Raw genomic sequence first — 13,813 nt, 5'->3', positions numbered from 1 at the left:
AAAAGCGGGAATATTCCCGCTTCTTTGACTATCGACGTAAGCCAAGCTTTGTGATTAATTCACGGTAACGTGTGATATCGCTATTACGAAGGTAAGTTAGTAAGTTACGACGTTTACCAACCATCTTTAATAGACCACGACGTGAATGATGATCTTTCTTGTGAGTACGTAAGTGCTCGTTTAGAGTGTTAATTTGCTCCGTTAGGACAGCAATTTGAACCTCTGGAGAACCAGTATCAGTCTCATGAGTTCTAAATTGTGCAATGATTTCATTTTTACGCTCTTGTGTTAAAGCCATCCTATTTCACCTCCTATTAATTAAACCCCCAATTACCTAGCAAGCGTCGGTGAGTCGCAATGCCAAGCAATGGTTGTCATAAAGTACATAACATAGAATACTACTTTTCATTTGAAAAAGCAAGTATATTCTTTTCGCTCGCAAAATATTCTTGTGCTGTTTTCTTATCTTTTGCGATTTGTTCAACTAACTCATCAATGCCATTGAATTTCTTCTCTTCTCTTATACGCATATGCCACTCTACTGTAACATTTTGATCGTATATATCTTTGTTAAATTCAAATAAGTGCACTTCAATTGATAATTGACGCTCATCTTCTTTAAAAGTCGGTTTATATCCAATATTACATACACCATCGTACCATTCATCGTGAACTTTTAATCTCACTGCATAAACACCTACAGGTGGCAATAAATACTCATCACTTAAACCTACATTAGCTGTTGGAAAACCAATTTGACGCCCACGTTTGTCGCCGTGTATAACTGTTCCCGCTACAGTATAGGCTCTACCTAAAATAGATGGAATTTGTTCCATTTCGCCATTTCGAATTAACTTTCGTAATGCTGTAGAACTTACTTTCTCTTCTTGAAATTCAACTTTTTCAATCACAGTCTGTGTAAACTCCCCTCTTGCATGAAATGGTAAAGTCTCCATCTTTCCTTTTCCTAAACGTCCATATGAATAATCAAACCCTGCTACTACATGCTTTACATTTAAACCAATAATATAATCATCTACAAATTGTTGCGGTAATAGCCCTGCAAATGATTCATCAAATTTAATCACATATAATATATCGATTCCTAAGCTTTCGACTATTTTTTCTTTATCACGCATTGGTGTAATATACTCCACATGCGCATCCTTTTTCCCTAAAACAACAGATGGGTGAGGATGAAATGTCATAACTGCACTTTTATATCCTCGGTCGTCCGCTATTTTTTTCGCAGTTCGAATTACACATTGATGTCCTAAATGAATGCCATCAAAAAATCCTAATGCCATTACAGTAGGTGGTAATTCTAATTTTTTTTGTTCATGTGGATGAGTTAAATGAATAAGTTTCACGCTTGAATTCACCTTTTTCTGTAATAATCCTTCCAATAATTCATTATAGCTTTAGTTCTTGATTATTCACAAGTACTTTCATCGGCTTTAACATGCCAGGATGTTTTGGATGATGTTCATAAATTGCTAAGCAACGATCATTTTCATCAAACACTGTAATAAATGGTGCTGTTATTTCTAATTCATTCTTTAAGAACATACCATTCTTGATTTTCTCTGCTTGCTTTTCATCTACAACCATTTTTGGAAACTTACTTAATGCTTCATCAATTGAAATGAAGATAGACTCTACTGTTCCATTTTGCACGTTTTCTTCAATTTCTTCAAATGATATGCAATCTTCTAATAAAAATTCACCAGATGCCGTTCTTACAAGGTGAGACATATGTGATGGGAAGCCAAGTTTCTCCCCGATCATTACCGCTAACGTTCTTACATATGTTCCTTTACTACACGTTACACGGAAACGGAATGAAATATTTTCTCCTTCAAAAACTTCACGGTCATCAAGTAATACGAATTCATGAATCGTAATTGTACGAACTGGACGTTCCACCTCTTGTCCTGCTCTTGCATATTCATATAATTTTTTCCCGTTTACTTTTACAGCTGAGAACATTGGTGGCATTTGTTCAATCGTGCCTGTTAATTCAGCTAGTACCTCTTCTACTTCTTTACGTGTAATAACACGGTTTACATCTTGTTTCTCCACAACTTCACCAGAAGCATCTTCTGTTGTTGTTGAAAACCCTAATGTTACTTCACCTTCATATGTTTTCGTTTCACTTGTTAAAAATTGTGCAATCTTCGTTGCTCTCCCCACACAAAGTGGTAATACTCCCGTTACATCTGGGTCTAATGTTCCCGTATGACCAATTCTCTTTTCTCGCAATATCTTTCTTAATTTAAATACACAATCATGTGATGTCATGCCTTTTGGCTTATGTAATAATACTACACCTTCCATATATGTTCACCTCATCATAATTCTTTCGTAGTAAATATCCAAAACTTATTTTGCATTGAAAAAATGGATAGACAAATGTCTATCCATTATTCTTCACGTTTACCGTCTTTATTAATTTCATGTAAAAGTGTATCAATTCGATGACCATATCCGATAGACTCATCAAACTCAAAGGTAATTTCCGGTGTTTTACGAAGACGAATACGTTGGCCAATTTCTGAACGAATAAAGCCTTTTGCCTTCGCTAAACCTTTTAACGTATTTTCTTTCTGTTCTTCGTCACCTAAAACAGAAATATATACTTTGGCAATTTGCAAATCACCACTCACTTGTACATCTGTTACTGTAACAAATCCGATACGTGGGTCTTTAATTTTACGACTAATGATGTCGCCTAATTCTTTTTTCATTTGCTCGCCTACACGGTTTGCACGTAATTTCATAACTCTTCACCTCATTCAATACCATTCCAATTGTGTTATCGTACGTTCAATTTCAGGAAATGAATCGATGTACTCCAGTACACGATTCATTTCTTTTTCACAGATAACACGATTTGAGGATACGGAGACAATCGCAATTTCTGTACGTTGCCATACATCTTGATGCCCAACTTCAGAAACAGCTACATTATAGCGCTGTTTCACACGAGTTAGCACTCGTTGCAAAATTGCCCGTTTCTCTTTTAAAGAATGCACATCGTAAATCATACACTCGAATGAGAGTGAAGCGACAATCATCGCTTCACTTCTTCCATAACGTATGCTTCAATGATGTCCCCTTCTTTAAGGTCATTATATCTCTCAATTGTAATACCACACTCATAGTTTTGTGCAACTTCTTTTACGTCGTCTTTGAAACGTTTTAACGTATCAAGTTGTCCTTCGAAAATTACGATACCATCGCGGATAATACGAACGCCACTATCGCGTGTAATTTTACCGTCAATTACGTAACAACCTGCGATTGTTCCAACTTTTGTTACCTTGAATGTTTGACGAACTTCCGCTTGACCGATTACTTTTTCTTCGAATTCTGGATCCAGCATACCTTGCATTGCTAATTCAATTTCTTCGATTACTTTGTAGATAATACGGTGTAAGCGAACATCAACGTTCTCTAATTCAGCTGTACGCTTCGCGTTCACATCCGGACGTACGTTAAATCCAATTACAATTGCATTAGATGCAGAAGCTAAAATAATATCAGATTCTGTAATCGCACCTACACCAGTGTGAATGATTTTAACTTTTACGCCTTCAACATCAATTTTACGAAGTGACGCTGCCATCGCTTCAACAGAACCTTGTACGTCTGCTTTTACGATTAAGTTGATTTCTTTTACATCGCTCTCTTGGATTTGTTGGAATAAATCTTCAAGGCTTAATTTAGATTTCTCACCACGTTGTGCAACTAACGCTTCTTGTGCACGTGATTCACCGATTTGACGAGCTTTCTTCTCATCAGCGAATGCCATGAAACGATCTCCAGCCTGTGGTACTTCATTTAAACCTGTAATTTCAACAGGAGTTGATGGACCAGCAACTTTTACACGACGACCAATATCACTTACCATTGCACGAACACGCCCGAATGAAGTTCCAACAACGATTGGATCTCCAACTCGAAGTGTACCGTTTTGAACTAATAATGTCGCGATAGTTCCTTTACCTTTATCAAGCTGTGCTTCAATTACAGTACCCGTTGCATAACGATTTGGGTTTGCTTTATATTCTTCTACTTCACTTACAAGAAGAATCATCTCTAGCAAGTTGTCAATTCCCTCGCCTTGAATTGCAGAAATTGGTACGAAAATTGTATCTCCGCCCCAAGCTTCTGGAACTAATTCATATTCTGTTAATTCTTGCATTACACGATCAGGATTCGCCGCTGGTTTATCCATTTTATTCACAGCAACAATAATTGGTACTCCAGCTGCTTTTGCATGGCTAATCGCTTCAACTGTTTGTGGCATAACACCATCATCAGCTGCAACAACAAGGATTGTAATATCAGTTACTTGCGCACCACGAGCACGCATCGTTGTAAATGCCGCGTGACCAGGCGTATCTAAGAATGTAATTTTCTTATCATTTACTTCAACTTGGTATGCACCGATATGTTGAGTAATTCCACCCGCTTCGCCAGCAGTTACTTTTGAATTACGAATAGAGTCAAGTAATGTTGTTTTACCATGGTCAACGTGTCCCATAATCGTAACAACAGCTGGACGCTCTTTTAAGTTTTCTTCATCATCTTGCTCATCAATGAATGTTTCAAACTCAGTTTCACTTACAACTATTTCTTCTTCTACTTCAATACCGTAATCAGTAGCAATTAACTCAATTGTATCTTTATCTAAATCTTGGTTAATTGTCGCCATAATTCCTAGCATGAAGAGCTTTTTAATAATTTCAGATGGCTCTTTGCTTAACTTTTTAGCAAGTTCACCTACTGTAAGGCTTCCAGAGAAAGTAATTTTATCTGGTGTTTCTACTATTTGCGTTTGTTGTCTTCCAGCAAAGTTATCTTGACGTTTGTCTTCATTTCCTTTGCCTTTTTTCTTTTTCTTGTTGCTGTTCTTTTTACTGCGAACAACTTTCTCTTCTACTTCAAACTCATCTGCAACAGAAGGTTTTTCCGCTCCAGTGTTATATTCATTATCTAATTTGTTTACTACTTCATCTTCTAACATTGTCATATGATTCGAAACCTCGATATTCATCTCTTTAAGTTTTGTCATAAGATCTTTACTTGAGATATTATTTTTTTTTGCATATTCATGTACTCGAATTTTACTCATACCTTCACCCCCGGTAATTTGTATCGAGCATGCTACGTAGCTTTTTCGCAAAGCCTTCATCTAACACAGCTACAACGACTCGCTCGTCTCTCCCAATCGCATGCCCTAATTGTTGTCGATTTTCGACTTTTTTCATTGGTACGTTGTAGTACGTCGTTTTATCAGTGATACGTTTAGTAGTGTTCGCTGACGCATCTTCAGAAAGCAATACGAGCTTTGCTTTACCACTTCGTACTTCCTTTAAAACGAGTTCTTCACCCGAAATGATTTTTCGAGCGCGATTTGCTAGTCCTAAAAACGATTTCCAATCGGACACTTATTTCGACTCCTTCTCAACAAGCTCAAGAAGCTCTTCGTACAGAGAACTGTCGATTTTCGCTTTTAGATGATGTTCCAAAATGTTTTTCTTTTGGGCTTGCATAATGCATTCTTTATCTTTTGACAAATATGCACCTCGTCCTGATTTTTTTCCAGATAAATCAATAGACACTTCGCCCTCTTTGGAACGAACAATGCGAACGAGCTCTCGTTTTGATTTCATCTCTTGCGTCGCGATACATTTTCGTAACGGAACTTTTCGATTGCTCATACTCATCACCTCTATTCGATTTCGTCTTCAACTGAATCGAATCCGAATGCGATTACGCTATCTTCTTCTGTTACAATTCCAAGTTGTTTCGCATCAGACTCGCTTTTAATATCGATTTTCCAGCCTGTTAATTTAGCTGCAAGACGCGCATTTTGTCCACGCTTACCGATAGCTAATGATAGCTGGTGGTCTGGAACCACAACAGTTGTTGCTTTTTCATCTTCATCTACAAGTACTTTAACAACTTGTGATGGGCTTAAAGCATTTGCAACATATTCAACTGGATCATTTGACCAGCGAACGATGTCAATCTTTTCACCTTTTAGTTCATCTACAACACGTTGTACACGTTGTCCTTTCGGTCCTACGCAAGAACCAACTGGATCAACATCAATGTTTTCTGCATGCACAGAGATTTTAGAACGATCTCCTGCTTCGCGCGCTACAGAGCGAATTTCTACAGTTCCATCATAAATTTCTGGAACTTCCATTTCGAATAAACGTTTTAAAAGACCAGGATGTGTACGTGATACGTAAATTTGTGGTCCTTTTGTTGTCTTTTCTACTTTTGTAATAAATACGCGAATACGATCATGTGGCTTATATTGCTCATTTGGCATTTGCTCACTTACAGGTAATAAAGCTTCTACTTTACCTAAGCTTACGTAGATGAAACGAGCATCTTGGCGTTGTACAATACCAACCATAATGTCTTCTTCACGATCACTAAATTCTGAGTAAATAACACCACGTTCTGCTTCACGAACTCGTTGTGTTACAACTTGTTTTGCAGTTTGCGCTGCAATACGACCAAAATCTTTTGGCGTTACTTCAATTTCTAGTACGTCGCCATCTTGGTAGTTTGGATTAATTTGTCTTGCCTCTTCTACAGAGATTTCAAGACGTGGATCAAACACATTATCAACAACGTCCTTACGTGCTAAAACTTGAATTGTTCCCACTTCTGGGTTAAAGCTCACACGAACGTTTTGTGCTTGGTTAAAATTGCGTTTATAAGCAGAGATTAACGCTGCTTCAATCGCATCAATAATAATATCTTTACTAATACCTTTTTCTGACTCTAATACGAGCAAAGCATCTAACAACTCAGTGCTCATGAAGATCCCCCTTCTTACTAAAACGTAACAGCAAGTCGCGCATTTGCAACTTTATCCATTGGAATTTGGATTTCTTTTTTACGTGTTTTAATTGTTAATAGTAGTGTAATTGTAGTACCGTCGTAGGAAAGTAACTTTCCTTCAAACATCTTTTCGCCATCAATCGGCTCATATGTTTTAATTGCCACTTGTTTTCCTACCGCTTGCTGGAAGTCTTTCTCTTTCTTTAATGGGCGTTCTGCTCCAGGAGATGATACATCCAAAAAGTAAAGGTGAGGAATTGGATCCTCTTTATCTAAAGCTTCGCTTAAACGTTCACTTACCGCACCGCATTCTTCAATGTCGACTCCCTTTTCAGAATCGATGAATACGCGTAAGAACCAGTCTTGTCCTTCTTTCACATACTCTACATCTACAAGTTCAAGATTTAACTCTTCAACGATTGGCTGCGCAAATGCTTCTACAACTTCTGTGACTTTCTTATCCATAAACAGCCTCCTTCCTGCCGCCATGTACCATTTACAAGAAAAGATCCCGTTCATAAGACGGTCTATCTTATTCTTTCTCGTTAGCTAACAAAAGCCCCTGCCGTTAAGCAGGGAATATCTGTCTTAGTATTACCAAATTTAAGAAGTAAAACTTGTAACAAAATATGTATATACGACAGAAATGTCTTTACTATCTACATGAATAAAATGTAGATAGTAACACGAAAGAGTGGGTTTCCCCACTCTCTTTTTCACAAAATATACATGACATGGTTATCTCGGTTTATAGTATACCATAGCAAATATTGATTTGCAAAGACTTTTCCTACCTATTAGAACAGTGATAATTGGTTTTGATCCGGCAAATCTCCTAAACAACCTTGGCTATCTAAATACTCAATAATTGTTTTCGAAACCTTACTCCGCTGCTGTAAGTCTTCTTTTGATAAGAAGTCTCCATTTTTACGCGCTTCCACAATACTTAAGGCTGCGTTCGTACCAAGACCAGGCACTGCATTAAATGGAGGAATTAAAGTATCCCCATCAATAATAAACTCAGTTGCATGCGAGCGGTATAAATCGACCTTTTGGAATGAATATCCACGCTCACACATTTCCAGTGTCATTTCTAGTACTGTTAATAAACTCTTCTCTTTTGGCGCTGCATCCAATCCTTTTTGAGCAATTTCATCAATTTTCACACGTATGGATGCTGAACCTTTCGCCATCGCCTCTACGTCAAAATCATCTGCACGAACTGTAAAATATGCCGCATAGAATAAAAGTGCAAAATGTACTTTAAAGTATGCGATACGCACAGCCATAAGTACGTAAGCAGCCGCATGGGCTTTAGGGAACATGTATTTAATCTTCTTACATGAATCAATATACCAACCTGGTACATTATTACCTTTCATGTCATCTTCCCATTCTTCCGGTACACCTTTACCTTTACGAACCGACTCCATGATTTTGAAGGCTAATGATGGATCTAAACCTTGATAGATTAAATATACCATGATGTCATCACGACAACCGATAACTTCACTCAGCGTACATGTACCGTTATAAATTAACTCATTTGCATTACCCAGCCATACGTCAGTACCATGTGACAGCCCAGAAATTTGGACCAATTCTGAGAATGTCGTTGGTTTTGTCTCTTCTAACATCTGTCTTACGAATTTCGTACCGAATTCTGGGATACCAAGTGTACCTGTTTTACAGTTAATTTGTTCTTCCGTTACCCCTAACGTTTCTGGACCAGAGAAAATTTTCATTACCTCTGGATCATCCGTTGGGATTGTTTTCGGATCAATACCACTTAAATCTTGTAACATACGAATAACGGTCGGATCATCGTGTCCTAGTATATCAAGTTTCAATAAATTATCATGAATCGAGTGGAAGTCAAAATGCGTTGTTCTCCACTCAGCACCAATTGAATCAGCAGGAAACTGTATTGGTGAGAAATCAAAGATATCCATGTAATCTGGCACAACGATAATACCACCTGGATGCTGTCCAGTTGTACGTTTTACCCCTGTACATCCCGCTACTAAGCGATCAATCTCTGCATTTCGAATTGTTAAATTGTGATCATTTGCATAACCTTTTACATATCCATAAGCTGTTTTTTCCGCAACTGTACCAATCGTTCCAGCACGGTATACATAATCTTCACCGAACAGTACTTTCGTATAGTTATGGGCACGTGGTTGGTATTCCCCGGAGAAGTTCAAATCGATATCGGGTACCTTATCTCCTTTGAATCCAAGGAACGTTTCGAATGGGATATCATGTCCATCTTTTACATATGCCACATTACATGTCGGACAATCTTTATCTAGTAAGTCGAAACCAGAGCCTACCGAACCATCATTAAAGAATTCAGATTGCTTGCATTTTGGACAGACATAGTGTGGTGGTAATGGGTTTACTTCTGTAATTTCCATCATCGTTGCAACGAACGATGAACCTACTGAACCACGCGAACCTACTAGATATCCGTCGACTAACGATTTTTTCACAAGCTTATGTGAGATTAAATAAATAACGGCAAATCCATGTCCAATAATACTTTTCAATTCTTTTTCTAAGCGAGCCTCTACAATTTCTGGTAGTTCTTCACCATATATACTGCGTGCCATTTTATAACTCATATCACGTGTTTCATCATCGGCACCCTCAATTTTAGGTGTATATAGATCATCTTTTACCGGACGAACATCACCAATTAATGACGCAACCTTTTGTGTATTCGTTACAACAACTTCTTTCGCTTTGTCCTCACCTAAAAATGAAAAACACTCTAGCATTTCATCAGTTGTACGGAAATGTACTGGCGGTAATGAATGTCGATTTAACGGATTTGCCCCGCCCTGTGAACTAACTAAAATTTTACGATACATTGCATCTTCTGGATCTAAGTAATGCACGTTCCCTGTAGCGACAACTGGTTTATCTAACGTCTCACCTAGTTTTACTAAGTTAGAGATAATTGTTTTTAATTGTCCTTCATCTCGAACGAGTTCACGCTCTACTAAATGACGCAACACCTCTGGAGGCATTACTTCAATGTAATCATAGAACTGTGCAATTTCTTCTACCTCTTCAGGAGCTTTTTGCATCATCGCCTCAAATACTTCACCTTTATCACAAGCCGTTCCTACTAAAATTCCTTCACGGTATTTTTTTAATAGCGACCTCGGTACTCGTGGTACACGGTAAAAGTAATTAAGGTGAGAATATGAAACAAGTTTATATAAATTTTTCAACCCAACATCTGATGTGGCAAGTAACGTCATATGACTTGGACGGCCACGCTTATACGCATCCCCTTGTCCCATGCTATCATTTAATTGATCGTGATATTCAAATCCCTTTTCAATTACATCTTTCAACATTTTCACAAGCAAATATCCCGTCGCTTCTGTATCATAAATCGCACGGTGATGTTGCGTTAATTCAATATCAAGTTTTTTACACATCGTATTTAATCGATGATTCTTCATTTCCGGGAATAAGAATCGTGCAAGTTCTAACGTATCAATAACTGGGTTATTCGTTTTTTCTATCCCAGCCTTTTTAAAACCTACATTAATAAAGCCCATATCAAAGCTTGCGTTATGGGCAACAAGTGTATGGTCACCCATCCATTCTTCAAACTTTTTAAACACTTCGTCCACTTCTGGCGCATCAGTTAACATATCATCTGTAATACCTGTTAATTCAATAATCGTCGCTGATAATGGTTGATGTGGATTTGCGAAAGATTCAAAGCGATCAATGATTTCGCCACCCTTTACTTTTACGGCAGCCAACTCAATGACTGTATCGTATACAGCTGATAAACCTGTCGTCTCAACGTCGAAAACAACATACGTTTCCTCCGCAAGTAAACGATGCGCTTCGTTATATGCTATCGGTACACCATCATTAACTAAATTCGCTTCTACACCGTATATAACTTTAACTCCAGCTTTTTTTCCCGCAGAATATGCCTCTGGAAACGACTGAGCCACAGCATGGTCTGTAACCGCAATAGCTTCATGTCCCCATTTACCTGCTTGGGCAACAAGCCTAGAAACAGGAGTAACAGCATCCATTTGGCTCATCGGAGTGTGCAGATGAAGTTCTACACGCTTTTCACCTTCTGGCGCTTTATCTTTACGAGACGGCCCTGTTATTTCATTAATATCATTTGCAATCATTACTAAATCTCGAACGAATGTATCGTTTTGAACAGAACCACGTGCTTTCACCCACATTCCTTTTTTCAAGGATTGCAGCATTGGAATATCTTCTTTGTCACGTGAGAACATTTTAATCATAATAGAATCCGTATAATCTGTTATTTTTAAAGTTAATAACGTACGGCCACTACGAAGCTCTTTTGTCTCTACATGGAAGACATATCCTTGAACCGTTTTTCTTCGTTCTTCATCTTGAATTTCTCGCATCGGTGTAATCTCTTCATCCGGCTTAATAAGATACCCGAGTGTAATCGGTCCTTCATACACAACGCTACTTTCTTCAGCTTGCTTCTTCGCCATTTCTTCCATAGCTTGTATAACACGCTCGCGGTCTTCTTGCTGAGTTTGCTCACGAAACTTTTGCATTTCTTCTGCATTTTGCTGTATATGTGTGTCTAACTGGAAACGCGGGAATCCAAAAACTTCGTATTGATCCCCCACTGGTTTCGCAACGTTTTTCTTTAAAGCAGTAGACTCCAGCTCATTATTCACATTTATTAGCAACTTCACTCCATTCACCTGCGGAAGTTGCTTCTTTAAGTACGCGAACATGGGTGAAAATGTAATTCGTTCCGTACAAAGTGGCCAATACGCCCTTACTTCTTCTTCTGTAAATTGTTTATTCTCTGTTTCTAATGCAAATGTTGTTCTTGCAATATGAGAAAATGATTGCTTAAGCTTTGTTTCTAGCAATTCATATAATTCTGTAGGCAAAATACGTGGCACTTGTAAATCAAAATGCCAACTTTTATTCGCTTTATCAATAACGAGTCTTTCAATACCACCGCCTTGTAAATATTGATTTATAAGGTCGTCTGGTATTTGCAACTGCTGGAGCAAAATTTGAAATCGCTCTTGTTGTTCATTTGTTAAAGACATAAGCACTCTCCTTCCATTTGCTATTATAAATTGAAACGTACTACAAAGAAAGATTTCTTCCTTCTTCTTTTACAAAATACGTTTACAAAGAAAGAGAAGGTACCCCATTACGAGGTACCTCTTCTTATTTTAAAATATTTGCAATATATGTTTGAAGTTCTTCTACTTTTACTTCTTCAGACTCACCTGTAGCACGTATTTTCACTTCTACAATACCTTCGTCTGCTTTTTTACCAACTGTAACGCGAACTGGAAGACCGAATAAATCTGCATCTGCAAACTTAACACCTGCACGTTCTGCACGATCGTCTAATAACACTTCATAGCCTTGTTCTTGTAATGAGTTGTAGATATTTTCACCCATTTCACGTTGTGCATCAGATTTCATATTTACTGGAATTACATGCACATGGAACGGTGCTACAGCTTTTGGCCAAACTAAGCCGTTCTCATCGTTAAACTGCTCTGCAATTGCTGCCACTGTACGAGATACACCGATACCGTAACAACCCATAATAAGTGGTTGTGTTTTTCCGTTTTCATCTAGGAATGTTGCGTTCATTGCTTCACTATAACGAGTTCCTAATTTGAATACATGACCAACTTCAATTCCGCGTGCGAAAAGAATTGTTCCGTTCCCATCTGGAGATTGGTCTCCTTCTTGAATGAAGCGTAAATCTGTATATTGACTTACTTTAAAGTCACGTTCTGGATTTACATTTACATAATGGAATCCTTCTTCGTTCGCTCCTGAACATCCGTTAACAATTGATGCTACAGCGTGATCAGCAATAATTTCAATATCACCTGTTACACCAATCGGTCCTAATGAACCAATTTCACAATTTAATAATTCTTTTACTTCTTCATGAGAAGCAAGCTCAACAACTGAAGCGCCGTATACATTTTTCACTTTCACATCGTTTACTTCGTGATCACCACGAACAAGTACAACTACTAATTTCTCATCTACTTTAAATACCATAGACTTAATGCACTTGTCAGCTGCAATGTTTAAGAATGCAGATACTTCTTCAATTGCTTTTTGGTCTGGTGTTGCTACTTTTTCAAGAGCTTTTTCTGCTTCGTCACTCTTCGTATACGTATCTACAACAGGAGCCATTTCGATGTTTGCTGCATAATCAGATGTGTCAGAGTATGCAATTGTATCTTCACCAACATCAGATAATACCATAAATTCATGTGTATCTTTTCCGCCCATTGCTCCAGAATCAGCAATAACTGCACGGAAATTCAAGCCACAACGAGCAAAAATGTTAGAGTATGCTTTATATAAGCGATCGTATACTTCATCTAAGCTCTCTTGTGTAGCATGGAAAGAGTATGCATCTTTCATTAGAAACTCTCTTCCGCGTAATAAACCGAAACGAGGTCTTTGCTCATCACGGAATTTTGTTTGAATTTGATATAATGTTAACGGTAATTTTTTATATGATTTCACTTCATCACGCACAAGATCCGTAATTACTTCCTCATGTGTCGCTCCTAATGCGAATTCACGAGCGTTACGATCTTTCATACGCATTAATTCAGATCCGTATGAATACCAACGACCTGATTCTTGCCATAATTCTGCAGCTTGCATAGCTGGCATTAATAATTCTACAGCTCCTGCACGCTCCATTTCTTCTCGAACGATACGTTCTACTTTGTGTAATACTTTTAATCCAAATGGTAGAAAACTATAAATACCAGAAGCATTTTGACGCATAAAACCTGCGCGAAGTAATAATTGATGACTCTTAATTTCAGCATCAGCTGGAACTTCACGTAATGTAGGACTGAATACCATACTTTGTTTCATTTATTTGCACCTCTTCATT

Annotated in this window: 12 protein-coding genes; all 12 read right to left on the bottom strand. The window is 37.9% G+C overall.

Annotated elements, in window-relative coordinates; genetic code table 11:
• Positions 1 to 28: 28 nt before the first annotated feature.
• Positions 29 to 298, bottom strand: coding sequence for a 30S ribosomal protein S15 (gene rpsO / locus ACODS7_RS01755; RefSeq protein WP_001229392.1), 270 nt, complete (start codon positions 296 to 298; stop codon positions 29 to 31).
• 100 nt (positions 299 to 398) lie between these two features.
• Positions 399 to 1,370 carry a bifunctional riboflavin kinase/FAD synthetase gene (gene ribF, locus ACODS7_RS01750; RefSeq protein WP_016080539.1) on the bottom strand — a complete coding sequence of 324 codons (972 nt, stop codon included), beginning with the start codon at positions 1,368 to 1,370 and terminating at the stop codon, positions 399 to 401.
• Positions 1,371 to 1,413: 43 nt separating this feature from the next.
• Positions 1,414 to 2,337, bottom strand: a complete 924-nt coding sequence (gene truB, locus ACODS7_RS01745; RefSeq protein WP_016080538.1) for a tRNA pseudouridine(55) synthase TruB — start codon at positions 2,335 to 2,337, stop codon at positions 1,414 to 1,416.
• An 86-nt stretch (positions 2,338 to 2,423) separates the two neighbouring features.
• Entirely contained in the window at positions 2,424 to 2,780 is a 357-nt protein-coding gene (gene rbfA / locus ACODS7_RS01740) for a 30S ribosome-binding factor RbfA (RefSeq protein ID WP_000776437.1), read from the bottom strand.
• Positions 2,781 to 2,795: 15 nt separating this feature from the next.
• On the bottom strand, positions 2,796 to 3,077 hold the full coding sequence (locus tag ACODS7_RS01735) for a DUF503 domain-containing protein (protein WP_000634349.1): 282 nt from the start codon (positions 3,075 to 3,077) through the stop codon (positions 2,796 to 2,798).
• Positions 3,074 to 5,140, bottom strand: coding sequence for a translation initiation factor IF-2 (gene infB / locus ACODS7_RS01730; RefSeq protein WP_016080536.1), 2,067 nt, complete (start codon positions 5,138 to 5,140; stop codon positions 3,074 to 3,076). Before infB ends, ACODS7_RS01735 begins: the two co-directional genes overlap by 4 nt.
• Before the next feature lie 4 nt (positions 5,141 to 5,144).
• Complete coding sequence (locus tag ACODS7_RS01725) at positions 5,145 to 5,456, bottom strand: YlxQ family RNA-binding protein (protein ID WP_001286522.1); 312 nt, start codon at positions 5,454 to 5,456, stop codon at positions 5,145 to 5,147.
• Positions 5,457 to 5,729 carry an RNase P modulator RnpM gene (rnpM, locus tag ACODS7_RS01720; protein ID WP_000071125.1) on the bottom strand — a complete coding sequence of 91 codons (273 nt, stop codon included), beginning with the start codon at positions 5,727 to 5,729 and terminating at the stop codon, positions 5,457 to 5,459. It abuts the gene before it with no gap.
• An 11-nt stretch (positions 5,730 to 5,740) separates the two neighbouring features.
• Positions 5,741 to 6,847 carry a transcription termination factor NusA gene (nusA, locus tag ACODS7_RS01715; protein ID WP_000102598.1) on the bottom strand — a complete coding sequence of 369 codons (1,107 nt, stop codon included), beginning with the start codon at positions 6,845 to 6,847 and terminating at the stop codon, positions 5,741 to 5,743.
• A gap of 17 nt (positions 6,848 to 6,864) precedes the next feature.
• Positions 6,865 to 7,335: a ribosome maturation factor RimP gene (rimP, locus tag ACODS7_RS01710; RefSeq protein ID WP_000359095.1), complete on the bottom strand. Its 471-nt coding sequence runs from the start codon at positions 7,333 to 7,335 to the stop codon at positions 6,865 to 6,867.
• Positions 7,336 to 7,667: 332 nt separating this feature from the next.
• Positions 7,668 to 11,969 (bottom strand): PolC-type DNA polymerase III, encoded by a 4,302-nt coding sequence (locus tag ACODS7_RS01705; RefSeq protein ID WP_088115011.1) that lies wholly within the window; start codon positions 11,967 to 11,969, stop codon positions 7,668 to 7,670.
• 124 nt (positions 11,970 to 12,093) lie between these two features.
• The gene (locus ACODS7_RS01700) at positions 12,094 to 13,794 is read right to left on the bottom strand and encodes a proline--tRNA ligase (RefSeq protein ID WP_050844449.1); all 1,701 of its coding nucleotides are present in this window, start codon (positions 13,792 to 13,794) and stop codon (positions 12,094 to 12,096) included.
• Positions 13,795 to 13,813: the final 19 nt, after the last annotated feature.

It is taken from the genome of Bacillus sp. FG16, assembly GCF_057809515.1.
Note: the sequence above shows the minus strand (reverse complement) of the source record. Positions and strands in the feature narration are given on the sequence as shown.

Coding starts and splice junctions, on each gene's coding strand:
- ACODS7_RS01735 (WP_000634349.1), bottom strand. CDS start 3,077: ATGATTGTCGCTTCACTCTCATTCGAGTGTATGATTTACGATGTGCAT.
- rnpM (WP_000071125.1), bottom strand. CDS start 5,729: ATGAGCAATCGAAAAGTTCCGTTACGAAAATGTATCGCGACGCAAGAG.
- ACODS7_RS01700 (WP_050844449.1), bottom strand. CDS start 13,794: ATGAAACAAAGTATGGTATTCAGTCCTACATTACGTGAAGTTCCAGCT.
- infB (WP_016080536.1), bottom strand. CDS start 5,140: ATGAGTAAAATTCGAGTACATGAATATGCAAAAAAAAATAATATCTCA.
- rbfA (WP_000776437.1), bottom strand. CDS start 2,780: ATGAAATTACGTGCAAACCGTGTAGGCGAGCAAATGAAAAAAGAATTA.
- rpsO (WP_001229392.1), bottom strand. CDS start 298: ATGGCTTTAACACAAGAGCGTAAAAATGAAATCATTGCACAATTTAGA.
- rimP (WP_000359095.1), bottom strand. CDS start 7,335: ATGGATAAGAAAGTCACAGAAGTTGTAGAAGCATTTGCGCAGCCAATC.
- truB (WP_016080538.1), bottom strand. CDS start 2,337: ATGGAAGGTGTAGTATTATTACATAAGCCAAAAGGCATGACATCACAT.
- nusA (WP_000102598.1), bottom strand. CDS start 6,847: ATGAGCACTGAGTTGTTAGATGCTTTGCTCGTATTAGAGTCAGAAAAA.
- ACODS7_RS01705 (WP_088115011.1), bottom strand. CDS start 11,969: ATGTCTTTAACAAATGAACAACAAGAGCGATTTCAAATTTTGCTCCAG.